Annotated in this window: 37 protein-coding genes; all 37 read right to left on the bottom strand. The window is 45.9% G+C overall.

Going from position 1 to position 23,952, the window contains the following annotated elements:
• Positions 1-76 precede the first annotated feature (76 nt).
• The 37 genes from rplQ to rpoC all read right to left on the bottom strand — a co-directional run bounded on the left by rplQ (position 77) and on the right by rpoC (position 23,924).
• On the bottom strand, positions 77-442 hold the full coding sequence (gene rplQ / locus ABEA66_RS30780) for a 50S ribosomal protein L17 (RefSeq protein ID WP_028552489.1): 366 nt from the start codon (positions 440-442) through the stop codon (positions 77-79).
• A gap of 40 nt (positions 443-482) precedes the next feature.
• Entirely contained in the window at positions 483-1,427 is a 945-nt protein-coding gene (locus ABEA66_RS30775; protein ID WP_079914963.1) for a DNA-directed RNA polymerase subunit alpha, read from the bottom strand.
• Positions 1,428-1,552: 125 nt separating this feature from the next.
• The gene (rpsK, locus tag ABEA66_RS30770; protein WP_013921137.1) at positions 1,553-1,948 is read right to left on the bottom strand and encodes a 30S ribosomal protein S11; all 396 of its coding nucleotides are present in this window, start codon (positions 1,946-1,948) and stop codon (positions 1,553-1,555) included.
• Between the two features lie 20 nt (positions 1,949-1,968).
• Positions 1,969-2,337, bottom strand: a complete 369-nt coding sequence (gene rpsM / locus ABEA66_RS30765; RefSeq protein WP_079914964.1) for a 30S ribosomal protein S13 — start codon at positions 2,335-2,337, stop codon at positions 1,969-1,971.
• Positions 2,338-2,353: 16 nt separating this feature from the next.
• Entirely contained in the window at positions 2,354-2,467 is a 114-nt protein-coding gene (rpmJ, locus tag ABEA66_RS30760) for a 50S ribosomal protein L36 (protein WP_003333770.1), read from the bottom strand.
• Positions 2,468-2,525: 58 nt separating this feature from the next.
• The gene (infA, locus tag ABEA66_RS30755; protein WP_009676800.1) at positions 2,526-2,744 is read right to left on the bottom strand and encodes a translation initiation factor IF-1; all 219 of its coding nucleotides are present in this window, start codon (positions 2,742-2,744) and stop codon (positions 2,526-2,528) included.
• Between the two features lie 2 nt (positions 2,745-2,746).
• Positions 2,747-3,055 carry a KOW domain-containing RNA-binding protein gene (locus tag ABEA66_RS30750; RefSeq protein WP_079914965.1) on the bottom strand — a complete coding sequence of 103 codons (309 nt, stop codon included), beginning with the start codon at positions 3,053-3,055 and terminating at the stop codon, positions 2,747-2,749.
• An 8-nt stretch (positions 3,056-3,063) separates the two neighbouring features.
• Positions 3,064-3,813 (bottom strand): type I methionyl aminopeptidase, encoded by a 750-nt coding sequence (gene map / locus ABEA66_RS30745; RefSeq protein WP_079914966.1) that lies wholly within the window; start codon positions 3,811-3,813, stop codon positions 3,064-3,066.
• Complete coding sequence (locus ABEA66_RS30740; protein WP_079914967.1) at positions 3,810-4,463, bottom strand: adenylate kinase; 654 nt, start codon at positions 4,461-4,463, stop codon at positions 3,810-3,812. The genes map and ABEA66_RS30740 overlap by 4 nt, the downstream gene beginning before the upstream one ends.
• Before the next feature lie 84 nt (positions 4,464-4,547).
• Entirely contained in the window at positions 4,548-5,849 is a 1,302-nt protein-coding gene (gene secY, locus ABEA66_RS30735) for a preprotein translocase subunit SecY (RefSeq protein ID WP_079914968.1), read from the bottom strand.
• Positions 5,849-6,289: a 50S ribosomal protein L15 gene (gene rplO, locus ABEA66_RS30730; RefSeq protein WP_079914969.1), complete on the bottom strand. Its 441-nt coding sequence runs from the start codon at positions 6,287-6,289 to the stop codon at positions 5,849-5,851. The genes secY and rplO overlap by 1 nt, the downstream gene beginning before the upstream one ends.
• 37 nt (positions 6,290-6,326) lie before the next feature.
• Positions 6,327-6,515 (bottom strand): 50S ribosomal protein L30, encoded by a 189-nt coding sequence (gene rpmD, locus ABEA66_RS30725; protein WP_079914970.1) that lies wholly within the window; start codon positions 6,513-6,515, stop codon positions 6,327-6,329.
• A gap of 11 nt (positions 6,516-6,526) precedes the next feature.
• On the bottom strand, positions 6,527-7,024 hold the full coding sequence (gene rpsE, locus ABEA66_RS30720; protein WP_028552000.1) for a 30S ribosomal protein S5: 498 nt from the start codon (positions 7,022-7,024) through the stop codon (positions 6,527-6,529).
• A 29-nt stretch (positions 7,025-7,053) separates the two neighbouring features.
• Positions 7,054-7,422: a 50S ribosomal protein L18 gene (rplR, locus tag ABEA66_RS30715; RefSeq protein ID WP_079914971.1), complete on the bottom strand. Its 369-nt coding sequence runs from the start codon at positions 7,420-7,422 to the stop codon at positions 7,054-7,056.
• A gap of 50 nt (positions 7,423-7,472) precedes the next feature.
• Entirely contained in the window at positions 7,473-8,015 is a 543-nt protein-coding gene (gene rplF / locus ABEA66_RS30710; RefSeq protein ID WP_079914972.1) for a 50S ribosomal protein L6, read from the bottom strand.
• Positions 8,016-8,046: 31 nt separating this feature from the next.
• The gene (rpsH, locus tag ABEA66_RS30705; protein WP_028552003.1) at positions 8,047-8,445 is read right to left on the bottom strand and encodes a 30S ribosomal protein S8; all 399 of its coding nucleotides are present in this window, start codon (positions 8,443-8,445) and stop codon (positions 8,047-8,049) included.
• A gap of 32 nt (positions 8,446-8,477) precedes the next feature.
• A complete protein-coding gene (locus tag ABEA66_RS30700; RefSeq protein ID WP_026326663.1) occupies positions 8,478-8,663 on the bottom strand; it encodes a type Z 30S ribosomal protein S14 in 186 nt (61 codons plus the stop codon).
• A 33-nt stretch (positions 8,664-8,696) separates the two neighbouring features.
• Positions 8,697-9,239 (bottom strand): 50S ribosomal protein L5, encoded by a 543-nt coding sequence (gene rplE, locus ABEA66_RS30695; RefSeq protein WP_079914973.1) that lies wholly within the window; start codon positions 9,237-9,239, stop codon positions 8,697-8,699.
• A gap of 32 nt (positions 9,240-9,271) precedes the next feature.
• The gene (rplX, locus tag ABEA66_RS30690; RefSeq protein ID WP_079914974.1) at positions 9,272-9,625 is read right to left on the bottom strand and encodes a 50S ribosomal protein L24; all 354 of its coding nucleotides are present in this window, start codon (positions 9,623-9,625) and stop codon (positions 9,272-9,274) included.
• Positions 9,626-9,738: 113 nt separating this feature from the next.
• A complete protein-coding gene (gene rplN / locus ABEA66_RS30685; protein WP_079914975.1) occupies positions 9,739-10,107 on the bottom strand; it encodes a 50S ribosomal protein L14 in 369 nt (122 codons plus the stop codon).
• A 41-nt stretch (positions 10,108-10,148) separates the two neighbouring features.
• Positions 10,149-10,412 carry a 30S ribosomal protein S17 gene (gene rpsQ, locus ABEA66_RS30680; protein WP_079914976.1) on the bottom strand — a complete coding sequence of 88 codons (264 nt, stop codon included), beginning with the start codon at positions 10,410-10,412 and terminating at the stop codon, positions 10,149-10,151.
• A gap of 24 nt (positions 10,413-10,436) precedes the next feature.
• A complete protein-coding gene (gene rpmC / locus ABEA66_RS30675) occupies positions 10,437-10,637 on the bottom strand; it encodes a 50S ribosomal protein L29 (protein ID WP_079914977.1) in 201 nt (66 codons plus the stop codon).
• The gene (rplP, locus tag ABEA66_RS30670; protein WP_079914978.1) at positions 10,627-11,061 is read right to left on the bottom strand and encodes a 50S ribosomal protein L16; all 435 of its coding nucleotides are present in this window, start codon (positions 11,059-11,061) and stop codon (positions 10,627-10,629) included. Before rplP ends, rpmC begins: the two co-directional genes overlap by 11 nt.
• A 2-nt stretch (positions 11,062-11,063) precedes the next feature.
• On the bottom strand, positions 11,064-11,729 hold the full coding sequence (gene rpsC / locus ABEA66_RS30665) for a 30S ribosomal protein S3 (protein WP_079914979.1): 666 nt from the start codon (positions 11,727-11,729) through the stop codon (positions 11,064-11,066).
• A gap of 13 nt (positions 11,730-11,742) precedes the next feature.
• Positions 11,743-12,078 (bottom strand): 50S ribosomal protein L22, encoded by a 336-nt coding sequence (gene rplV, locus ABEA66_RS30660; RefSeq protein ID WP_079914980.1) that lies wholly within the window; start codon positions 12,076-12,078, stop codon positions 11,743-11,745.
• 45 nt (positions 12,079-12,123) lie between these two features.
• A complete protein-coding gene (rpsS, locus tag ABEA66_RS30655; RefSeq protein WP_079914981.1) occupies positions 12,124-12,402 on the bottom strand; it encodes a 30S ribosomal protein S19 in 279 nt (92 codons plus the stop codon).
• Between the two features lie 39 nt (positions 12,403-12,441).
• Positions 12,442-13,272 (bottom strand): 50S ribosomal protein L2, encoded by an 831-nt coding sequence (rplB, locus tag ABEA66_RS30650; protein ID WP_079914982.1) that lies wholly within the window; start codon positions 13,270-13,272, stop codon positions 12,442-12,444.
• 31 nt (positions 13,273-13,303) lie between these two features.
• On the bottom strand, positions 13,304-13,594 hold the full coding sequence (gene rplW / locus ABEA66_RS30645) for a 50S ribosomal protein L23 (protein WP_028552014.1): 291 nt from the start codon (positions 13,592-13,594) through the stop codon (positions 13,304-13,306).
• Entirely contained in the window at positions 13,594-14,217 is a 624-nt protein-coding gene (gene rplD, locus ABEA66_RS30640) for a 50S ribosomal protein L4 (protein WP_079914983.1), read from the bottom strand. Before rplD ends, rplW begins: the two co-directional genes overlap by 1 nt.
• A gap of 26 nt (positions 14,218-14,243) precedes the next feature.
• Positions 14,244-14,861, bottom strand: a complete 618-nt coding sequence (gene rplC, locus ABEA66_RS30635; RefSeq protein ID WP_079914984.1) for a 50S ribosomal protein L3 — start codon at positions 14,859-14,861, stop codon at positions 14,244-14,246.
• 52 nt (positions 14,862-14,913) lie between these two features.
• Positions 14,914-15,222, bottom strand: coding sequence for a 30S ribosomal protein S10 (rpsJ, locus tag ABEA66_RS30630; RefSeq protein WP_006212922.1), 309 nt, complete (start codon positions 15,220-15,222; stop codon positions 14,914-14,916).
• Positions 15,223-15,465: 243 nt separating this feature from the next.
• Positions 15,466-16,656: an elongation factor Tu gene (gene tuf, locus ABEA66_RS30625; RefSeq protein ID WP_079914985.1), complete on the bottom strand. Its 1,191-nt coding sequence runs from the start codon at positions 16,654-16,656 to the stop codon at positions 15,466-15,468.
• Between the two features lie 33 nt (positions 16,657-16,689).
• A complete protein-coding gene (gene fusA, locus ABEA66_RS30620) occupies positions 16,690-18,765 on the bottom strand; it encodes an elongation factor G (protein ID WP_079914986.1) in 2,076 nt (691 codons plus the stop codon).
• A 35-nt stretch (positions 18,766-18,800) separates the two neighbouring features.
• A complete protein-coding gene (rpsG, locus tag ABEA66_RS30615; protein ID WP_079914987.1) occupies positions 18,801-19,271 on the bottom strand; it encodes a 30S ribosomal protein S7 in 471 nt (156 codons plus the stop codon).
• 41 nt (positions 19,272-19,312) lie between these two features.
• Positions 19,313-19,735, bottom strand: a complete 423-nt coding sequence (gene rpsL / locus ABEA66_RS30610; RefSeq protein ID WP_079914988.1) for a 30S ribosomal protein S12 — start codon at positions 19,733-19,735, stop codon at positions 19,313-19,315.
• A 119-nt stretch (positions 19,736-19,854) separates the two neighbouring features.
• The gene (locus ABEA66_RS30605) at positions 19,855-20,112 is read right to left on the bottom strand and encodes a ribosomal L7Ae/L30e/S12e/Gadd45 family protein (RefSeq protein WP_079914989.1); all 258 of its coding nucleotides are present in this window, start codon (positions 20,110-20,112) and stop codon (positions 19,855-19,857) included.
• 188 nt (positions 20,113-20,300) lie between these two features.
• Positions 20,301-23,924, bottom strand: a complete 3,624-nt coding sequence (gene rpoC / locus ABEA66_RS30600) for a DNA-directed RNA polymerase subunit beta' (RefSeq protein ID WP_345593584.1) — start codon at positions 23,922-23,924, stop codon at positions 20,301-20,303.
• Between the last annotated feature and the right edge of the window lie 28 nt (positions 23,925-23,952).

Here is a 23,952-nt window from a genome sequence, read left to right as displayed (position 1 = left end):
AACCGTTCAAGCTTAGGCTACAAAAAAAAGGGTTTCATCAGAATCAAGAGATCCCGTCCACCCTTTCCCATCCTTTTTATGCACGATCTACTAATTCTAAATATACCATTGGCGCTGCATCGCCGCGGCGAGGACCCAGCTTCAAGATTCTGGTGTAACCGCCTTGACGTTCAGCGTAACGTGGAGCCAATTCAGAGAATAGCTTCTGGATCGCGTCTTGATTTTCGTTAGCTGCTTCACGACGAACAAAGGAAGCAACTTGACGGCGAGCATGAAGATCTCCGCGTTTTGCCAACGTAATTAGTTTTTCTGCAATAGAGCGCAGCTCTTTAGCCTTAGCTTCAGTAGTTTGGATGCGCTCATGTATGAACAAGTCGGTTACCAGGTCACGGAAAAGAGCTTTACGTGCGCTGGAATCACGACCCAACTTTTGGTATGCCATTTGTGTGCAACCTCCTTCTGCTTAATTATAACCTGACGTTTTAGTCTTCCATTCGGAGACCAAGTCCAAGCTCTTCGAGCTTCTCTTGAACCTCTTCAAGGGATTTACGTCCAAGATTACGAACCTTCATCATGTCTTCTTCCGTTTTCGTAATCAATTCTTGAACCGTATTAATACCTGCGCGCTTCAGGCAGTTGTAAGAACGAACAGAAAGATCCAGCTCTTCGATCGTCATCTCGAGCACTTTTTCTTTCTTATCTTCTTCTTTTTCCACCATAATCTCGGCATCCTTAGCTTCATCGGTCAAGCCGACAAACAGCATCAAATGCTCTGTTAAAATTTTAGCGCCCAAGCTTACGGCCTCTTCAGGTCGAATACTTCCATCGGTCCAGACTTCGAGGGTTAGTTTATCATAGTTGGTAACTTGGCCGACGCGAGTGTTCTCTACGCTGTAATTCACACGGGTAATCGGAGTATAGATCGAGTCAATTGGAATTACGCCGATTGGCTGATCTTCCTTCTTGTTCTTATCCGCTTGAACGTATCCGCGTCCCCGATTAGCATGAATTCGCATGTGAAGACGTGCATCGGAGGCAAGCGTAGCAATATGCAAATCCGGATTAAGGATCTCCACATCGCTATCACCACGAATATCGCCGGCTACAACGGGCCCTTCACCTTCTGCGTCGATTTCCAACACTTTCTCCTCGTCGGAATGAATCTTCAACGATAGCCCTTTAAGGTTAAGGATAATCTCCGTAACATCTTCCATGACACCAGGTACGGTGGAGAACTCGTGCAGGACTCCGTCGATTTGAACCGAAGTCACTGCTGCCCCCGGCAAAGAGGACAACAGGATTCTGCGAAGCGAGTTCCCTAAGGTCGTTCCATAACCTCTTTCAAGAGGCTCTACAACAAACTTACCGTAAGTGCCATCCTCACTCAATGATACGGTTTCTATTTTCGGCTTTTCGATTTCGATCATTTATAACCCTCCTTCAAAACGTCGTTTCCCTCTGGATAACTTAAGACGCATAGAACGTGCAGTATGCCTATCCAAACAGTATTCACACTTATTGGATATTTATACCACTCTTTTGCAATCCTGAATTAGACACGACGACGTTTTGGAGGACGGCAACCGTTATGTGGAATTGGAGTCACGTCTTTAATCAGGTTAACTTCCAAACCTGCAGCTTGCAGCGAACGAATCGCAGCTTCACGACCAGCGCCAGGACCTTTAACCATAACTTCAACGGCTTTCATACCATGTTCCATTGCTGCTTTAGCTGCGGACTCAGCGGCCATTTGTGCAGCGAACGGTGTGCTTTTACGCGAGCCTTTAAAGCCCAGGTTACCAGCACTTGCCCAAGAAATTGCATTACCGTGCGGGTCGGTAATAGTTACAATCGTATTGTTAAACGTAGAGCGGATATGTGCCACTCCAGAGTCGATATTTTTCCGATCACGACGTTTTGTACGAACAACTTTTTTCGGTTTAGCCATTTAATTGTTAACCTCCTTTACTATTTTTTCTTGTTAGCTACAGTACGACGAGGACCTTTACGCGTACGAGCGTTAGTTTTAGTACGTTGACCACGAACAGGTAAGCCGCGGCGGTGACGAACACCACGATAGCATCCGATCTCAATCAAGCGTTTGATGTTAAGAGCGATCTCACGACGAAGGTCGCCTTCCACCTTAACGGTTTTGTCAATTGCATCGCGAAGTTTACTTACTTCGTCTTCAGTCAGGTCACGAACACGAGTCGATGCGTCAACACCAGTAGAAGCCAGAATTTTCTCGGAAGTTGTTCTGCCAATACCGAAAATGTAGGTCAAAGCAATAACTACGCGTTTGTCACGCGGCAAGTCTACACCAGCAATACGTGCCATTTATAGGAGCACCTCCTTATCCTTGTTTTTGTTTATGCTTAGGGTTTTCGCAAATTACCATTACATTGCCTTTGCGGCGAATGACTTTGCATTTTTCGCAGATCGGTTTGACCGATGGTCTTACCTTCATGTTTATTACCTCCTGTGAGTTTTCGTAAGAAAACTAACTTCGTAAGACTAACTCGTATCTATTTAAAACGATAGGTTATACGGCCTCTGGTCAAATCATAAGGGGAAAGCTCCACAGTCACTTTGTCACCAGGCAAGATCCGGATAAAGTGCATTCTGATCTTTCCGGATACATGAGCAAGTATCTTATGACCATTCTCAAGCTCCACCTTAAACATTGCATTCGGAAGAGGTTCAATCACTGTACCTTCAACTTCAATTACATCTTCTTTGGCCACAGTCATTCTCCTTTCTCATGTGCTTCTGAATTCATTGGATCCACGTACTTCTTTAGTGCGAAGCGTAACTTTCCGTTCGTCACACGACCGCTTTCTTTCAAGCTATCCACTACTTCGCTGCTGATTGTTTGCAGTAACTCGAGATGAATCAAGTTTTTCTTCTTAGGCTGGTCGAACTTCCGTTTGTCGCCGTCGGCAATCCATACGAATCGTTGGTCTTCGACGCTGATTATAACGGCGTACTTCCCGGAGTCCTTACCACGAATGATCCTAACGAGTTGTCCGAGCTGTGGAATGTTTACCGAATCCACTCTATCACCTACCGAGATTTAGTGAGTATTTCATACCCATCCGGGGTAATAGCAATGGTATGCTCGAAATGCGCGCACAGTGTGCCATCCACTGTAACGACTGTCCAGTTGTCCTCTAGGGTTTTGACGTATCGCTCCCCTACATTGACCATAGGCTCAATCGCTAATACCATACCAGGCTTCAATCGAGGTCCTCGATCAGGTAAGCCGTAATTCGGAATTTGAGGTTCTTCATGAAGCTCTCTACCTACACCATGTCCTACATACTCTCGAACAATTGAAAAACCTTCATTCTCGACGCATTTTTGAATCGCGTGAGAGATAGTGTACAATCGCGCATCCGGTTTGGCTTCCGCAAGACCGGCATATAGAGATCTCTCGGTTACTTCCAACAACTTCTTGGCTGTATCTGAAATATTCCCTACTCCATAGGTCCAAGCAGAGTCACCATGATATCCCTTGTAGTTTGCACCGATATCAATGCTGATGATGTCGCCATCTTTAAGCTTACGCCCACTGGGTATGCCGTGAACCAATTCATCATTGACTGAAGCACAGATGCTGCCAGAAAAACCGTTATAGCCTTTAAAAGATGGGGTAGCGCCCTGACTGCGAATATATTCTTCTGCGATTTGATCCAGCTCTTTAGTTGTAATATCGGGCTGAATGGCCTTTTGCAACAAAAGATGCGTATCGGCCACTATGCGGCCGGCTTCTCTCATTAATTCCAATTCAGCTGCAGACTTACAAATGATCATTCCGCTTGCCCTCGCAATAGTGAAATGATTTGTGTAGTAACCGCACTTATTTCTTGCTCGCCGTTAACCTCACGTAAGTTTCCTTTGTTACGGTAATACGACAATAGAGGTGCTGTTTTGCTCGTGTATTCATCAAGACGGGTGCCTACTTTTTCTTCGGTATCGTCTGATCTTTGATACAATTCGCCAGAACATTTATCACACACATTTTCACGTGCTGGAGGGTTAAACAAGATATGATACGTAGCTCCGCATGCCTTGCAGATTCTTCGACCAGTCAATCGAGCCAAAAGCAGACTGCGGTCTACTTTTAAGTTGATTACATGGTCTATGCTTCTGCCCAAAGAGGCCATGATGTCATCCAGTGCTTCAGCTTGAGAAATGGTTCTTGGAAAACCATCCAGCAAGAAGCCTTTATTGCAATCCGGCTGCTGCAGACGTTCCTTTACGATACCAATGGTGATTTCATCCGGAACGAGCAAACCTTGATCCACATATTTTTTTGCTTCCAAACCAAGCGGTGTTTCCTGCTTCATTGCCAAGCGGAAAGCATCACCGGTCGAGATATGCGGGATTTGAAACTCATTAACGATTCCTTCCGCCTGTGTACCTTTTCCTGCACCAGGAGGTCCCATAAAAATCACGTTCATAATGATTTCCTCCCCATCGCATCAAACGATGCTAACAGCACAATAGGTGCCGATAGCTAATAAATAACTACCAGAACCTATTTGCTATTTATTAATGAAGCCTTTGTAATGACGCTTGATCAATTGGGATTCGATTTGCTTCATCGTTTCCAATCCAACACCGATAACAATCAGCAAAGAAGTACCGCCGATTCTTACCGAGTTCGGCAAGCCGGCCACACTTCCGAGAAGCATTGGCAGGATAGAAACCGCGGACAGGAACAAAGCACCAGACAAAGTAATGCGAGTCATCACTTTGGTTAAGTAAACCGAAGTCGTCTTCCCTGGACGAATCCCTGGAATGTAGCCTCCGTTTTTCTTCATCTGTTCCGCCATTTGCTCAGGGTTGATCTGAACAAACGTGTAGAAGAACGTGAATCCAATGATAAGCAGCACATACAAAACCATCCCGACAGGATGTGTATAGTTCAAGTTCGTAATGATCCAGTCCGCTACCGGATTGCCTCTCCAGAAGCTTGCGAGCGTTGGAGGGAATACTAGCAGCGAAAGGGCAAAGATAACCGGAATTACGCCTGCTGCATTAACCTTTAAAGGGATATGTGTCGATTGTCCACCATACATTTTACGGCCAACAACACGTTTTGCATACTGAACCGGAATTTTACGTACACCTTGTTGAATAAAGATGACTCCGGCAATCAGTGCGATGACGACGATAGCTATAATGACCATCTTAAGGATGTTCAAGAATAGTGCATCGCCAGCTTCTGCAAACTGAGTTTTGACGATTTGCGAGATTCCGGTAGGAATCGCAGCAACAATCCCCGCAAAGATGATCATGGAAATACCATTTCCAATTCCATTTTCAGTGATTTGTTCCCCTAACCACATCAGAAATGCAGTTCCCGCTGTAAGAACGATCGCAATTAAAGCATATGTTGCGAATGTAGGATTCACAACAAGGCCAGCGTAGATTCGGTTAAATCCGATCGCCAAACCAAACGCTTGAACCAGCCCCAACACGATTGTACCATAACGGGTAATTTGCGCTAACTTCCGTCTGCCTACTTCCCCTTCTTTAGCCCACTGCGCAAACCTTGGTATCACATCCATCGATAATAGCTGAACTATGATCGAGGCTGTGATATAAGGCATAATTCCCATCGCGAAGATGGAGAATTGGAACAGGGCGCCGCCGGAAAAGGTGTTCAGCAAGCCAAATACATCACTGGAATTGGCCTGATCTTGAAGCTTCAAAATATCTGTGTTGATGTTAGGTACCGGAATGAAAGCACCAATTCTGTAGACGATTAAAACCAGTAAGGTGAAAATGATTCTTTTCCGTAAATCGTCCACTTTAAAAATATTGGATATGGTACGAAACATTAAATCACCTCGGTTTTACCGCCGGCAGCCTGAATTTTCTCTACCGCAGATTGAGAGAACTTATTAGCTTTCACGTTCAGCTGTACAGTGATTTCGCCGTTACCCAGAACCTTGATGCCGTCTCTTGCATTTTTCACAATGCCGGATTCAAGCAGCAATTCAGGAGTAACTTCCGTACCAGCAGCAAACTTGTTAAGCTCAGTCAGATTCACAATCGCGAATTCCTTACGGAATCTGTTAGTGAAACCACGCTTAGGCAAGCGACGATATAGAGGGTTTTGACCTCCTTCAAAACCTGGACGAACACCACCGCCGGAACGAGCGTTTTGCCCTTTATGTCCGCGAGTAGCTGTTTTTCCCATTCCACTTCCGATACCGCGGCCTACGCGCTTGCGTGTTTTGCGGGATCCTTCGGCAGAACTAAGTTCATGCAACTTCATCGTTTGCACCTCCTCTAATGCATTTTATTAATCGGATTTATGCTTCGATTTCTTTAACTTCTACCAAGTGACTCACTTGATTGACCATGCCGCGGATAGCAGCATTGTCTTGTTGTGTAACTGTTTGGTGCAGCTTGCGAAGTCCAAGAGTTGCAACTGTACGACGTTGTCCTTCTGGACGACCGATCAGACTGCGCTTGAGGGTAATTTGTAATTGCTTAGCCATGGTTATCCCTCCTAACCTAACAGTTCTTCAACAGTTTTGCCACGCAGTTTTGCAACTTCTTCAGCACGCTTCAGACGCTGCAAACCTTCCAATGTAGCATTAACCATGTTGATGGAGTTAGAAGAACCTAAGGATTTTGTCAAGATGTCGCCTACACCAGCAAGCTCCAATACGGCACGAACTGGACCACCGGCGATAACTCCAGTACCTTTGGATGCAGGTTTCAACAATACGCTTCCTGCGCCGAATTTTCCGATTACCAAGTGAGGAATCGTAGTGCCAACGATAGGTACATGAATCAGGTTTTTCTTGGCATCTTCAATACCTTTGCGGATTGCATCAGGTACTTCACCAGCTTTACCGATTCCTGCGCCTACCCAGCCTTTACCGTCGCCTACAACTACTAATGCGCTGAAGCTGAAACGACGTCCGCCTTTTACTACTTTAGCAACGCGATTAATGTTAACAACTTTTTCAGTTAACTCTAAAGTATTGGGATCAATACGCAAGTGACTTTACCTCCTTGTTTATGTTTTGATTAGAATTCAAGACCTGCTTCACGAGCAGCGTCAGCCAATGCTTGCACACGTCCGTGATACAAGTATCCACCACGGTCAAAAACAACTTGTTGAACACCGTTCTTTTTAGCACGCTCTGCAATCAAAGCTCCGACCTTGCGAGCTGCTTCCACGTTACCGCCGTTACCGATGCTTTCTTTCAACTCTTTATCTTGAGTGGAAGCTGCAGCAATCGTTACACCTTTCACATCGTCGATCAATTGAGCGTACATGTGCTTGGAGGAACGGAAGATATTCAAACGTGGACGTTCAGTCGTACCTTGAATTTTCTTACGAACACGCAGGTGTCTTTTCAAACGGGCTTTATTTTTATCACCTTTTGTAATCATTCGAGGTCACTCCTTTCAACTTGGATAAGAAATTATCGCTCTAGGCGACCTTATTTCTTCTTACCTGCTTTACCTTCTTTACGAAGAATACGCTCGCCTTCGTACTTAATACCTTTACCTTTATAAGGCTCAGGCTCACGTACGGAACGTACTTTAGCAGCCGTTGCACCGACTAACTCTTTATCGATACCTTTAACGATGATCTTAGTGTTAGAAGGAACTTCAAATTCGATGCCGTTCTCAGGCTCGATTTCTACTGGGTGGGAGTAACCTACGTTCAAAACCAGCTTGTTGCCAGTTTTGTTAGCGCGGTAACCGACACCAACCAACTCAAGAGATTTCGCGAATCCTTCGGTTACGCCATTAACCATGTTGGCAACAACACTTCTAGTCGTACCGTGTAAGGAGCGATGTAATTTATTATCAGAAGGACGCTCTACAGAAATTTCGTTTTCTGTAACAACCACCTTCATGTCTCTGTGTAATTCACGGGACAATGTTCCTTTAGGACCTTTAACAGTAATTAAAGTATTGTCCAAAGTTACATTAACTCCGCCTGGGATTGTAATTGGCTTGCGACCAATACGGGACATGGTTTGCACCTCCGTTCATTTTAATTCTGTATTACCACACGTAGCAGATAACTTCTCCGCCTGCTTTGGATTGACGAGCTTCCTTGTCGGTCATAACGCCTTTGGAAGTCGAGATAATCGCGATACCCAAACCGCCAAGTACACGAGGTACTTCTTGGCTTTGAGTGTAAACACGCAAGCCCGGCTTGCTGATTCTTTTCAGACCGGAGATAACACGTTCGTTGTTAGGACCGTATTTCAAGAAGAGACGGATAATCCCTTGCTTGTTATCCTCGATATATTCAGCATCACGGATAAAGCCTTCCTTCTTGAGGATCTCAGCGATTTCTCTCTTGATCTTCGAAGCCGGAATTTCAACTGTCTCATGACGCACTACGTTTGCATTACGAATGCGAGTAAGCATATCTGCAATTGGATCTGACATCACCATATTTGTGAACCTCCTTCCCGAAACTAGGGTTATTACCAGCTTGCCTTTTTAACGCCAGGGATCTGGCCTTTGTATGCTAATTCACGGAAACAAATTCTGCAAATTTTGAATTTCCGTAGAACGGAATGCGGACGACCACAGCGTTCGCAGCGAGTATACGCCTGCACCTTGAATTTAGGAGGGCGCTGCTGCTTCACTTTCATCGAAGTTTTTGCCACTTACTTTTACACCTCCGCTTGGTACCGTTTCGATTACTTCGTAAACGGCATTCCTAATTGGGTTAATAATTCACGGGATTCTTCGTCGGTTTTAGCTGTCGTTACGATAACGATATCCATACCACGAACTTTATCCACTTTATCGTACTCGATTTCAGGGAAAATCAATTGCTCTTTAAGACCAAGTGTGTAGTTACCGCGTCCGTCGAATGCTTTGTTGGAAACACCGCGGAAGTCACGAACACGAGGAAGTGCCACGTTGAACAATTTGTCCAAGAAGTGATACATACGCTCGCCGCGCAATGTAACTTTAACACCGATTGGCATATTTTCACGCAGTTTGAAACCTGCGATAGATTTTTTCGCCTTAGTTACTACTGGCTTTTGACCTGCAATAAGTTGAAGGTCTTGAACTGCTACATCAAGTACTTTGGAATTGGAAACCGCCTCACCAACACCCATGTTGATAACGACTTTCTCAATTTTAGGCACTTGCATAACAGTGGAATAGCTGAACTTTTGCATTAACGAAGGAGTAACTTCGTTCAGAAAACGATCTTTTAATCTTGCTGCCATGTTTCATGTACCTCCTTTCCTAACTTATACGATTAGTCGATGACTTCACCGGATTTTTTTGCTACGCGCACTTTTTTACCGTTGTCCAATACTTTGTAACCTACACGGGTAGGTTGGCCGCTCTTTGGATCAACCAGCATCACGTTAGATACGTGAATTGGCGCTTCTTGCGAAATAATACCGCCTTGTGGATTCGCTTGGGAAGGCTTAGCATGCTTCTTGATCATGTTCACACCTTCAACCAACACGCGGTTCTCACGAGGATATGCTGCGATTACACGACCTTTTTTACCTTTGTCCTTACCTGTAATCACGAACACATTGTCATCTTTTTTCACGTGCAATTTATTGTTGTAAGATTCGAGCTTCTTACCTTTGTTTGGCATCGAAATTCCACCTCCTAAGAGTTTTCTCAAGAAAACCCACATCGTAAGACATTTGCTTAGCGTTCCATGAACGCTAACTTCGTAAGTAGCCCCTCCACCGAGGGTCTTCTTTATTAGATAACTTCTGGTGCAAGAGAAACAATTTTCATGAAATCTCTGTCACGAAGTTCACGAGCAACTGGTCCAAAGATACGAGTACCACGAGGACTCTTATCTTCTTTTACGATAACCGCTGCATTCTCATCAAAGCTGATGTAAGAACCGTCTTTACGACGAGCGCCGCTTTTCGTACGAACGATAACTGCTTTAACTACATCGCCCTTTTTGACAACGCCCCCTGGTGTTGCTTCTTTCACGGAGCAGATGATCAAATCACCGATGTGTCCTACGCGACGGCCAGTACCACCCAATACGCGGATGCACATAAGTTTCTTAGCGCCAGAGTTGTCAGCCACATTTAAACGAGATAGAGGTTGAATCATTGTCTAAACCCTCCTTCCGGAATTGATACAATTAGCATATCTTAAACGATAATCGCTTTTTCTACAACTTCAACCAGTCTCCAGCGCTTGTCTTTGGAGATCGGACGAGTTTCCATTACTCTTACAACGTCACCGATTTGAGCTTCGTTGTTTTCGTCATGGGCTTTGAATTTCTTAGTATATTTGATTCTCTTGTGGTAAAGATCGTGCTTTTTGTAAGTCTCAACAGCAACAACGATGGTTTTATCCATTTTGTTACTTACGACTTTACCTACCTGAGTTTTACGTTCGTTACGTTCACTCATTGGGAGATCCTCCTCTCTCATTCATTAACTAATGATACCCAGTTCTCTTTCACGCAAAATAGTCTTTGCACGAGCAATCTCTTTGCGGACTTCTCGAATCTGAACTGGGTTCTCCAGTTGACCGGTAGCCAGTTGAAAACGGAGGTTAAAGAGTTGTTCCTTAAATCCGGCAACCTTTTGTTCAATCTCAGCAGTGGTTAAGTTGCGAAATTCACTAGCTTTCATTTGCTTCACCACCTACATCTTCTCTTTTAACAAACTTCGTTTTGATCGGCAGCTTGTGAGAAGCAAGACGCATTGCTTCGCGAGCAATCTCTTCACTTACGCCGGCAAGTTCGAACATGATTTTACCTGGCTTAACAACAGCAACCCATTTTTCCACGTTACCTTTACCGCTACCCATCCGGACCTCAAGAGGCTTTTGAGTAATTGGCTTCGCAGGGAAAATTTTGATCCAAACTTTACCGCCACGTCTGATATAACGAGTCATAGCAATACGGGCAGCTTCGATTTGACGGTTAGTTACCCAAGCTGGTTCCATAGCTTGCAAACCATATTCTCCGAAATGCACTTCCGTACCGCCTTTAGCACGGCCGCGCATGTTACCACGATGTTCTTTACGGTGTTTTACACGTTTAGGAACTAACATGATTAGTTGCCTCCTTCCGTTACAGCCTTTTTCTTAGCCGTTGGAAGAACTTCGCCACGATAGATCCATACTTTTACACCGATACGACCATAAGTAGTATGAGCTTCCGCTGTACCATAGTCGATATCCGCACGCAATGTATGAAGAGGAACTGTACCCTCGCTGTATCCTTCCGTTCTGGCGATTTCCGCTCCACCCAAACGACCGCTTACTGATGTTTTGATCCCTTTTGCTCCAGCTCTGATCGTTCTTTGGATCGCTTGTTTCATCGCACGACGGAACGAAACACGACGCTCCAATTGTTGAGCAATGCTTTCTGCAACCAAGATTGCGTCCAGCTCAGGGTTTTTGATTTCAGAGATATTGATGTGGATTTTCTTACCGTTAGTCAGCTTGGAGATGTAGTTACGAATAACTTCAACCTCAGAGCCACCTTTACCGATAACCATACCAGGCTTCGCCGTATGAATAGTAACATTAACACGGTTCGCAGCACGTTCAATATCAATATGAGAAACAGCCGATTCCTTCAGCTTTTCTTTCAAATACTCGCGGATTTTCACGTCCTCAAGCAGCAGATCGCCGAAATCTTTGCCAGCGTACCACTTGGATTCCCAATCGCGGATAATACCAATTCTAAGTCCTACCGGGTTTACTTTCTGACCCACACGTTATCCCTCCTTATTTTTCAGATACCACTACAGTAATGTGGCTGGTACGTTTATTGATACGGCTCGCACGTCCCATAGCGCGAGGACGGAATCTCTTCATTGTTGGACCTTGGTTAACAAAGGTTTGGGAAATCACCAGGTTGTTAGGGTCCATAGAGTAGTTATGCTCAGCATTAGCGATAGCGGAGTTCAATACCTTCTCCACAATCGGGGATGCTGCTTTCGGCGTATGACGCAGAATCGCAATAGCTTCTCCTACTTGCTTGCCGCGGATCAAGTCGATAACCAATTGCACCTTACGAGGAGCAATACGTACGAATCTTGCAATGGATTTTGCTTCTGGCATGGAAGTACCTCCTCTCATTGACACTCATATTACCAAACGCTACGATTAGCGCTTGCCTGTTTTCTTGTCGTCATCATGACCTTTGTAAGTACGAGTTGGAGCAAACTCACCCAGTTTGTGTCCAACCATATCTTCCGTTACATACACCGGTACGTGCTTTCTGCCATCATACACCGCAAAAGTGTGACCAATGAATTGCGGGAAAATGGTAGAACGGCGAGACCAAGTTTTGATGACTTGTTTTTTCGTAGTATCACCTTGCGCTTCGACTTTCTTCAAAAGATAGTCATCCACGAAAGGACCCTTTTTTAAACTGCGACCCATGTTTCGTTCCTCCCTTCAATAATCGTGACGAGATTCATATTACTTCGTACGACGACGAACGATATATTTATCAGAAGCTTTACCTTTTTTACGAGTTTTATAACCCAGAGTCGGTTTACCCCATGGAGACATCGGGGATTTACGTCCGATTGGAGCGCGGCCTTCACCACCACCGTGAGGGTGATCGTTAGGGTTCATTACTACCCCGCGCACTTCAGGTCTTTGACCCAACCAGCGGGAACGTCCAGCTTTACCGATCTTAACCAATTCGTAGTCTTCGTTACCTACGGAACCGATTGTAGCGCGGCAAACTTTCAGTACTTTTCTTACTTCGCCGGAAGAAAGACGAACTGTTACATACTCATCTTCTTTACCAAGCAATTGAGCTTCTGTACCAGCTGCACGAACCAATTGTCCGCCTTTACCTGGCTTCAGCTCGATGTTGTGGATAACCGTACCTACAGGAATGTTCTCAAGCGGCAATGCATTACCGATTTTGATATCCGCATCTGCGCCGGAGAAAATTTGGTCTCCCACTTTCAAACCTTTAGGAGCGATGATGTAACGTTTCTCACCATCCGCGTAATGAATCAAAGCGATGTTAGCCGAACGGTTTGGATCATACTCGATTGTAGCAACGCGTCCAGGTATTCCGTCTTTGGTCCGTTTGAAATCGATAATCCGGTATTTACGCTTGTGGCCACCGCCTTGGTGACGAACCGTAATTTTACCTTGATTGTTGCGGCCCGCTTTCTTGCTAAGTGGAGCCAACAACGATTTCTCAGGTGTTGAAGTTGTAATTTCTTCGAATGTAGAAACCGACATAGCACGACGTGCTGGTGATGTTGGTTTATATTTTTTGATTGGCACTTGGATTCCCTCCTTACTTCAAAAAATTAGATTACGCGTTCTCGAAGAATTCGAGTTCTTTGCTGTCTGCGCTCAAGGAAACAATCGCTTTTTTCCACTCGGATGTATATCCGGAATGACGACCGTAGCGCTTAGGCTTAGCAGGCATTCTCAATGTGTTAACATTCGTTACTTTCACTTTGAAAATAGACTCAATGGCCTGTTTAATTTCCGTCTTGTTCGCACGGAGTTCCACTTCGAAGACATATTTCTTCTCGGCCATCATATCACTCGTACGTTCAGTGATCACAGGGCGCTTAATAATGTCGCGAGGGTTCTTCATTACGCAAACACCTCCTCTACCTTCTGTACCGCATCCTTAGTAATGATCAGCTTGTCATATACCATAACATCAAGCACGTTAATTCCTTCAGCCACCACAAATTTGATGCCAGGAATGTTGCGTGCGGACAATGCCACGTTTTCTTCGTAACCAGCTGTTACTACCAAAGCTTTACGATCCACTTTCAAGTTGCTAAGAATAGCTGCAAATTCTTTCGTCTTAGGTTGAGTCAATTGCAATTGATCCAACACGATGATTTCATTTCCGATTACCTTGGAAGATAATGCAGATTTAATCGCAAGACGACGGACTTTCTTAGGAAGTTTGTAAGAGTAGCTGCGCGGAGTCGGACCAAATACGGTACCGCCACCTTTCCATTGAGGAGCGCGAATACTACCTTGACGAGCACGGCCTGTACCTTTTTGTTTCCAAGGCTTACGACCGCCGCCGCGAACTTCAGAACGACCTTTTACTTTATGTGTACCAAGACGAAGGGAAGCACGTTGCATCAACACTGCTTCGTTCAATACGTGAGTGTGCGGTTCGATACCGAATACGGAATCCGACAACTCAACTTCTCCCACTTGGGAACCACTAACGTTGTATAATGCTACTTTTGGCATCTGTTAATCCTCCTTTCCTGCTTTACTTATTTCTTAACTGTAGATTTCACGCTAACGTAGCTGTTTTTAGCACCAGGGATGGAGCCTTTAACCAAGATAACGTTACGATCAGTGTCTACTTTGATAACTTCAAGATTTTGCAAGGTTACTGTTTCGCTACCCATATGTCCTGGCAGGTTTTTACCTTTAGGAACGCGGTTAGCTTGGATCGAACCCATGGAACCTGGACCGCGGTGATAACGGGAACCGTGAGCCATTGGACCTGTGGATTGATTATGTCTTTTAATAACGCCTTGGAATCCTTTACCTTTGGAAGTACCTGTTACGTCAACGAACTCGCCTGCCGCGAACAAGTCAGCTTTAATTTCTTGGCCAACTTCAAATCCGGACATACCGCGAATTTCTTTTACGTAGCGCTTAGGTGTTGCGCCCGCTTTTTTCGCATGGCCCAACTCAGGCTTAATCGCGTTCTTTTCTTTCTTATCGTCAAAGCCGATTTGGATCGCCTCGTAACCGTCGTTTTCAGCATCCTTCTTTTGCAGCACTGTGCAAGGACCTGCTTGGATAACCGTTACTGGAATCACCAAACCTTCTGGAGTAAACACTTGGGTCATTCCAAGTTTTTTCCCTAAGATACCTTTCATCGTTGACACCTCTTTTCCTTATATACGCTCATTTATTTATTCACAATGTGAATTATAGTTTGATTTCGATGTCCACACCGGACGGCAGATCCAAACGCATCAAAGCATCTACTGTTTGCGGCGTTGGATTAACAATATCGATCAAGCGCTTGTGTGTGCGCATTTCGAATTGCTCGCGAGAGTCTTTGTATTTGTGAACCGCACGAAGAATCGTGATGATTTGCTTCTCCGTTGGCAGCGGAATCGGACCCGATACGCCTGCACCGGAACGTTTCGCAGTTTCTACAATTTTCTCAGCGGATTGATCAAGTACTCTGTGATCATAAGCCTTCAAACGAATACGAATTTTTTGCTTTGCCATAGTATTCCCTCCTTCTATCGCCCAATTTAGTATCGGACATACTCAGTGAAAATCTCCTGACGCCGTCCCTATGGCAAAGGGGCCGGGTGTGTCAGCAACCTCTCACGTCATCGCAACGTCACAGACCAACGCTCACTATTATATAAAATATGAAACAAAATAGCAAGCAAATCTTTATGTTTTTGCCTAAAAAAATAAATCCCCTCATCTTACAGAAGATGAAGGGATTCTTTCTATCAAAAATTACTTGCTGATGGTAGCAACCGCGCCCGCACCAACAGTACGTCCGCCTTCACGAATCGCGAAGCGAGTACCTTCTTCGATAGCGATTGGGGAGATCAGTTCAACCGTAACGGTGATGTTATCACCAGGCATAACCATCTCAGTACCTTCAGGAAGGTTGATGATACCAGTTACGTCAGTTGTACGGAAGTAGAACTGAGGACGGTATCCAGTGAAGAAAGGCTTGTGACGGCCACCTTCTTCTTTAGTCAAAACGTAGATTTGAGCAGAGAAGTTAGTGTGAGGTTTAACCGAACCCGGTTTAGCCAAAACTTGTCCACGCTCGATATCTTTACGGTCTACACCACGAAGCAATGCACCGATGTTGTCACCAGCTTGAGCGGAATCCAGCAATTTGCGGAACATCTCTACGCCAGTTACAACGGATTTGCGAGTTTCTTCAACAAGACCAACGATTTCGATCTCGTCTTGAACTTTAACAGTACCGCGCTCTACACGACCTGTAGCAACTGTACCACGGCCAGTGATGGAGAATACGTCCTCGACAGGCATCAAGAAAGGCTTGTCAGTGTCGCGCTCAGGAGTTGGGATGTAAGTATCGATTTGCTCGAACAGCTCAACGATTTTGTCAGCCCAAGGACCGTCTGGGTTTTGCAAAGCTTCACGAGCTGCGCCGCGAACGATTGGAGTGTCGTCGCCTGGGAACTCGTATTCGTTCAACAGGTCGCGAACTTCCATTTCAACCAATTCAAGAAGCTCTTCGTCTTCAACCATGTCGCATTTGTTCAAGAATACAACGATGTAAGGAACGCCTACTTGGCGGGACAACAGGATGTGCTCGCGAGTTTGCGGCATTGGGCCGTCAGCTGCGGATACAACCAGGATTGCTCCGTCCATTTGTGCAGCACCAGTGATCATGTTTTTAACATAGTCAGCGTGACCTGGGCAGTCAACGTGTGCATAGTGACGGTTAGGAGTTTCATACTCAACGTGTGCGGTGGAGATAGTGATACCGCGCTCGCGCTCTTCTGGAGCTTTGTCGATTTGGTCAAATGCTACTGCAGCACCGCCGTATCTTTTGGACAATACAGTTGTGATAGCAGCTGTCAAAGTTGTTTTACCGTGGTCAACGTGACCGATGGTACCAATGTTAACATGGGGTTTATTACGTTCAAATTTCGCTTTTGCCATGGTTAGATTGCCTCCTTAAATAGACATTTATTATTAGGCGCCTTTGTGCTTTGCAACAATTTCTTCTGCAATGGACTTAGGCACTTCTTCATAATGGGAAATTTCCATAGAATATACGCCGCGACCTTGTGTTCTGGAACGCAAAGTAGTGGAGTATCCAAACATTTCAGAAAGAGGTACCTTCGCACGAATGATTTGTGCACCGTGACGGGTGTCCATACCTTCGATACGTCCGCGGCGGGAGTTCAGGTCGCCCATTACGTCGCCCATGTACTCTTCCGGTACGGTAACTTCAACCTTCATGATTGGCTCTAGCAATGCCGGACGGCATTTTTCAGCAGCTGCTTTCAAAGCCATGGAGCCGGCAATTTTAAACGCCATCTCACTGGAGTCAACATCATGGTAAGAACCGTCAACGACAGTTGCTTTGATATCAACCAGCGGGAAGCCAGCGTATACGCCGTTTTTCATAGACTCTTCAATACCAGCTTGGATCGGAGCAATGTATTCACGAGGAATAGCACCACCGACGATTTTGCTTTCGAACTGGAAGCCAGTTCCCGGCTCAAGAGGTTCGAACTCAACCCAACAATGTCCGTATTGACCACGGCCACCGGATTGGCGAACGAATTTACCTTCAACTTTAGCCGCTTGACGGAATGTTTCACGGTAAGCAACCTGTGGTTTACCCACGTTGGTTTCTACCTTGAACTCACGAAGCATACGGTCAACCAAGATCTCCAGGTGAAGTTCACCCATACCGGCGATAATCGTTTGACCTGTCTCTTCGTCCGTGTGAGCACGGAAAGTTGGATCCTCTTCAGACAGTTTTTGCAAAGCGATACCCATTTTGTCTTGGTCAGCCTTGGTTTTAGGCTCAACAGCAAGCTGGATAACCGGCTCTGGGAAGTTCATGGACTCCAGGATTACCGGATGCTTCTCATCGCAAAGTGTGTCACCGGTTGTCGTATCTTTCAAACCAACGGCTGCCGCGATATCACCGGAGTAAACTTCGCTGATTTCTTGACGGCTGTTAGCGTGCATCTGAAGGATACGGCCGATTCTTTCACGTTTGCCTTTTGTGGAGTTGATTACGTACGAACCGGAGCTCAAGATACCGGAATATACGCGGAAGAATGTCAATTTACCTACAAACGGATCCGTCATGATCTTGAACGCAAGAGCAGCGAACGGTTGATCGTCAGCAGATTTACGAGTAACTTCCGTACCGTCCTCCAAAGTTCCTTTAATGTCAGGAACGTCGATAGGAGCTGGCAAATAATCCACAACAGCGTCAATCATCAATTGAACGCCTTTGTTACGGTAAGAAGAACCGCAAACAACAGGGAAGATCTTAACTTGGCAAACGCCTTGACGAAGAGCTTTTTTGATCTCTTCAACAGTCAATTCTTCACCCTCGAGGTATTTCATTGTAAGCTCTTCATCAAGCTCAGCAACTTTCTCCACGAGTTCAAGGCGAAGCTCTTCCGCTTTTGCTTTGTATTCTTCAGGGATTTCAACGATTTCGACTTCTTTACCCAAATCGTCTTTAAACATGTGGGCAACTTGTTCAACCAAGTCGATAATACCAACGAAATCACTTTCAGCACCGATCGGCAATTGGATAGCTACTGCATTTGCGCCAAGTCTTGCACGCATTTGCTCAATTACACCCAAGAAATCCGCGCCGATGATGTCCATTTTATTTACGTATGCAATACGAGGAACTCCGTAACGGTCAGCTTGTCTCCAAACTGTCTCGGATTGAGGCTCAACGCCTTCCTTCGCACTGAACACACCTACTGCTCCATCCAACACGCGTAGGGAACGTTCAACCTCAACGGTGAAGTCAACGTGTCCCGGGGTATCGATGATATTGATGCGGTGACCTTTCCAAGAAGCAGTCGTAGCGGCAGACGTAATTGTAATACCGCGCTCTTGCTCTTGTTCCATCCAGTCCATCGTTGCAGCACCTTCGTGCACTTCACCGATTTTATGAGTACGGCCTGTGTAGAACAAGATACGCTCCGTTGTAGTCGTTTTACCCGCATCAATATGCGCCATAATCCCGATATTACGCGTATCTTTTAAGGAGAACTCTCTAGCCATTAGGTTGTCTCCTTCCTATTATCAGGAATTGAATTTTACCAACGATAGTGCGCGAACGCTTTGTTGGCTTCTGCCATTTTATGCGTATCTTCACGTTTCTTAACGGAAGCACCTGTGTTGTTGCTGGCATCAATAATTTCTTGAGCCAATCTTTCTTCCATCGTTTTCTCACCGCGAAGGCGGGAGTAGTTTACCAACCAACGAAGACCCAAAGTCGTACGACGATCTGGTCTTACTTCGATAGGTACTTGGTAGTTCGCACCACCTACACGACGGGCTTTTACTTCAAGAACAGGCATGATGTTTTTGATGGCTGCTTCAAACACTTCCATCGGCTCTTTACCTGTACGTTCTTGAATCAGATTGAAGGCGTTATAAAGGATTGTCTGAGCGACACCTCTTTTGCCATCGATCATAATGCGGTTGATCAAACGAGTTACCAGCTTGCTATTATAAATAGGATCTGGCAATACGTCTCTGCGAGTAACTGGACCTTTACGAGGCATAGTTATCCCCCTTTCTCAAAAAGTTCATTCTATTTTGGTTTTTAGGACTTTTTCGCTTTTGGACGCTTCGTACCGTATTTCGAACGAGCTTGCATACGGTTGTTAACGCCGGATGTATCCAAAGCACCACGAACGATGTGATAACGTACCCCTGGAAGGTCTTTTACCCGGCCACCACGGATCAGAACAACACTGTGCTCTTGCAGGTTGTGTCCGATACCCGGGATGTAGGCAGTAACCTCTACACGGTTAGTCAAACGCACACGAGCGTATTTACGAAGTGCGGAGTTCGGTTTCTTCGGTGTCATTGTACCTACACGAGTACATACACCGCGCTTTTGAGGAGCGCTCAGGTCTGTAGCTTCTCTTTTCAGAGCGTTAAAACCTTTTTGAAGAGCCGGAGATTTCGATTTTTCGACTTTTGCTTGACGTCCTTTACGAACGAGCTGGTTAATTGTTGGCATGTCGCCACCTCCTTCCAAATTTGCGTTTCATGATTTAAGCCCACAGATCCAGGCGAATCGTAAATGAACAAAGTAAAAGTTTTTGCCATCATCACATCGCTGTTCTGCAGACAAAAACATCAGTTTGACTCATTCACTACAGCTGCCATTGCAGCTCCAACTTCAATACCACACGCCTTACCTAACAACTTCATGGAATCAACGTATGTTACCTTAACCCCCATTTTCTTGCAGAGGTTAACCATCTTTATCGTTATTCGCGGATCTGCATCTTGAGCAACAAAGACCTCTGTGGCCTTGCCTAGCTCCACCATTCTTGTCGCTTGCTTCGTGCCTATGCTTATGTTCGCTGCCTGTTTCACTTTTTCATAAGACATAAAAACATCCTCCAAAGCACAGGTGACTATTATAAATTGGCACACTTCGATATATTAGCATCCCATGAACACTGTGTCAAGAAAATTGCTTGTCTTCACAAAAAGAAAATAATTCACATTTTCTTAGGTGAAGACAAGCATTTATCCATTCTCTATTCGACATCAAGTGTCTAGTAGGCTTCTTGCTATTATTCTACCGTAACAGTTTCCATCTCTACAGACAGATTCTCATCGGTTTCCGGTTCATTCGGGTTCGTAATACGGATATTGCGGTATCTCGGCATCCCTGTTCCTGCAGGAATGAGTTTACCGATGATAACATTTTCCTTCAAGCCGAGCAGCTGGTCGACCTTGCCTTTGATAGCCGCGTCAGTCAATACGCGTGTCGTTTCCTGGAAGGATGCCGCGGACAGGAACGAATCCGTCTCAAGGGATGCTTTGGTAATACCTAACAGCACCGGTCTTGCAACGGCTGGTTCCAGGTCTGCGAACAGAGCAACTTTGTTCGCTTCCTCGTATTCATGAATGTCAACGAACGAGCCTGGCAGCAGAGTTGTATCTCCAGCGTCAACGATACGGATTTTGCGAAGCATCTGGCGAACCATAACTTCGATATGCTTATCGTTGATTTCAACGCCCTGGTTACGGTAAACGCGTTGAACCTCTTGAAGGATATAGTTCTGCACGCCGCGGATACCTTTGATACGCAGCATTTCTTTAGGGTCGATGGAACCTTCCGTCAGCTCGTCACCGGCTTCAACGTGCTGGTTCACCGATACACGGATACGGGATCCGTAAGGTACTGCATACGTTTTGGATTCAGCTTCGCCATGGACTTCGATTTCACGACGGTCTTTCGCTTCACGGATATCTTTAATAGTACCATCAATTTCCGTGATGATCGCTTGACCTTTCGGATTTCTAGCCTCGAACAGCTCCTGGATACGCGGCAAACCTTGCGTGATATCGTCTCCCGCAACGCCCCCTGTATGGAACGTACGCATCGTCAACTGAGTTCCCGGTTCACCGATGGACTGAGCGGCGATAATACCGACAGCTTCCCCGATTTCCACGTGATTGCCTGTCGCCAGGTTACGGCCGTAGCATTTTTTGCAGACGCCGTGTCTGGAGCGGCAGCTGAGTACGGAACGGATTTGCAGCTTTTCGATACCAGCTTCAATGATTCTGTCAGCGATATTTGCTTCGATCAATTCATTGCGGCCGATAATAACCTCGCCGGTTTGCGGATCGCGAATCGTTTCGAACGCGTAGCGGCCTTCGATACGATCGTACAGATCTTCGATGACCTCTTTACCGTCTTGAATACGGCTAACCATAAAGCCTTTATCGGTACCGCAATCTTCGTCACGAACGATAACGTCTTGCGCAACGTCGACGAGACGACGAGTCAAGTAACCGGAGTCCGCTGTACGAAGCGCCGTATCCGCCAGACCTTTACGAGCACCGTGTGTAGAAATAAAGTACTCCAAGACCGTCAAACCTTCACGGAAGTTCGATTTGATCGGCAACTCATAGATACGTCCGGTTGGCGTCGCCATCAGACCGCGCATACCGCCCAGCTGTGTAATCTGCGATTTGTTACCCCGTGCTTTGGATTCCACCATCATGTTAATGGAATTATATTTATCTAGGGACTTCATCAGGATATCCGTGATTTCATCCTTCGTTTTACTCCAGATCGCAATAACGCGGTCATACCGTTCGTCGTCCGTAATCAGACCACGGCGATATTGGTTCGTTACCACATTAACTTTATCTTCCGACTCTTTCAGAAGCGCATCCTTCTCAGGTGGAACCGTTACGTCGGATACAGCGATCGTAATTCCCGCTTTGGTCGAGTAGGTAAAGCCCAGCTCCTTGATGCGGTCCAAAATAACCGACGTTTGAGTCGTATGATATTTGCGGAAGCATTCGGCAATAATGGAGCCTAAGTACTCTTTGCCGATGGCTTTACACTCAGGCAGCTCTTCCATGATCTTACGGATGTTCGCGCCCTTTTCAAATACGAAATAGCGGTCCGACGCACCGTTCAACAGGTTAGTCTTAGTCGGCTCGTTGATATACGGGAAATCGGAAGGGTAAATTTCGTTGAAAATGACTTTACCGATCGTCGTAATGAGCATAGCTTCCTGCTGCTCAGGCGTAAAGCTCGTTTTATTGAGCACTTTCGCCGGGATCGCAATACGCGCGTGCAGTGCAGCAGCTCCGCGTTGGTATAAGGAAACCGCTTCGTGCACAGAACGAACGATAGTCAAAGCGCCTTTAGCAAACTTGTTATCCGTGGTCAGATAGAAGCTGCCCAAGACCATATCCTGCGAAGGTGTAACAACCGGCTTACCGTCTTTCGGGTTCAAGATGTTACCCGATGCAAGCATGAGCACTCGTGCTTCTGCTTGTGCCTCAGAGGACAACGGTACGTGAACGGCCATTTGGTCACCGTCGAAGTCCGCATTATACGCCGTACATACGAGCGGATGCAGCTTGATGGCGCGGCCTTCTACCAGGATCGGTTCGAAAGCCTGGATACCCAATCTATGCAGCGTAGGGGCACGGTTCAGAAGAACTGGATGCTCCTTGATTACTTCTTCGAGAACATCCCACACCTCAGGGCTTACACGCTCAACTTTACGCTTTGCGCTTTTGATATTGTGGGCAAGACCTTTGTTCACAAGCTCTTTCATAACGAAAGGCTTAAACAGTTCCAATGCCATTTCCTTAGGAAGACCGCATTGGTACATTTTCAAGCTTGGTCCTACTACGATAACGGAACGACCGGAATAGTCAACCCGTTTACCGAGCAAGTTTTGACGGAAACGCCCTTGCTTACCTTTGAGCATGTGGCTCAAGGATTTCAACGGACGGTTACCAGGACCAGTTACAGGACGGCCACGGCGGCCGTTGTCGATCAACGCATCGACAGCTTCCTGCAGCATGCGCTTCTCGTTCTGAACGATGATGTCCGGTGCGCCGAGATCCAACAAACGCTTCAAACGGTTGTTCCGGTTAATAACACGGCGGTACAAATCGTTCAAGTCGGAAGTGGCAAAACGTCCGCCATCCAATTGAACCATCGGGCGAAGCTCTGGCGGGATGACCGGAAGTACATCCAGAACCATCCACTCCGGCATATTTTTCGAATTGCGGAATGCTTCCATAACTTCAAGACGCTTAATGGCACGATTACGACGCTGCCCTTGGGCGGTTTTGAGCTCTTCTTTCAGCATATCCACTTCTTTGTCGATATCGATGTCTTGAAGCAGCTTTTTCACCGCTTCGGCACCCATGCCTGCTTGGAAAGCATAGCCGTATTTTTCACGGTAGCTGCGGTATTCCTTCTCCGACAGCAGTTGCTTTTTCTCAAGAGGTGTATCTCCTGGATCAGTTACTACATAGGATGCAAAGTAGATAATCTCTTCGAGAGAGCGAGGAGACATATCCAAAGCCAAGCCCATGCGGCTCGGGATCCCTTTGAAGTACCAGATATGGGATACCGGCGCCGCCAGCTCAATGTGACCCATCCGTTCGCGACGGACCTTTTGACGGGTAACTTCCACGCCGCAGCGATCACAAACTACGCCTTTATAACGAACGCGTTTGTATTTGCCGCAGTGACATTCCCAGTCCTTTGTAGGGCCAAATATTTTTTCACAGAACAAGCCTTCCTTCTCAGGCTTCAACGTTCTGTAGTTAATTGTTTCCGGCTTTTTGACTTCCCCACGGGACCATGAACGAATCTTTTCAGGAGAGGCCAAGCCTATTTTCATGAATTCGAAGTTGTTAACGTCCATCAAGGAGCAACCCTCCTTAAAGTTTTGTGGA

The sequence above is a fragment of the Paenibacillus vulneris genome (genome assembly GCF_039543185.1).
In the GTDB taxonomy this organism is placed as follows: Bacteria; Bacillota; Bacilli; order Paenibacillales; family NBRC-103111; genus Paenibacillus_S; species Paenibacillus_S vulneris.
The sequence above is the reverse complement of the archived record's forward strand: the minus strand, read 5'-3'. Positions and strand labels throughout refer to the sequence as shown.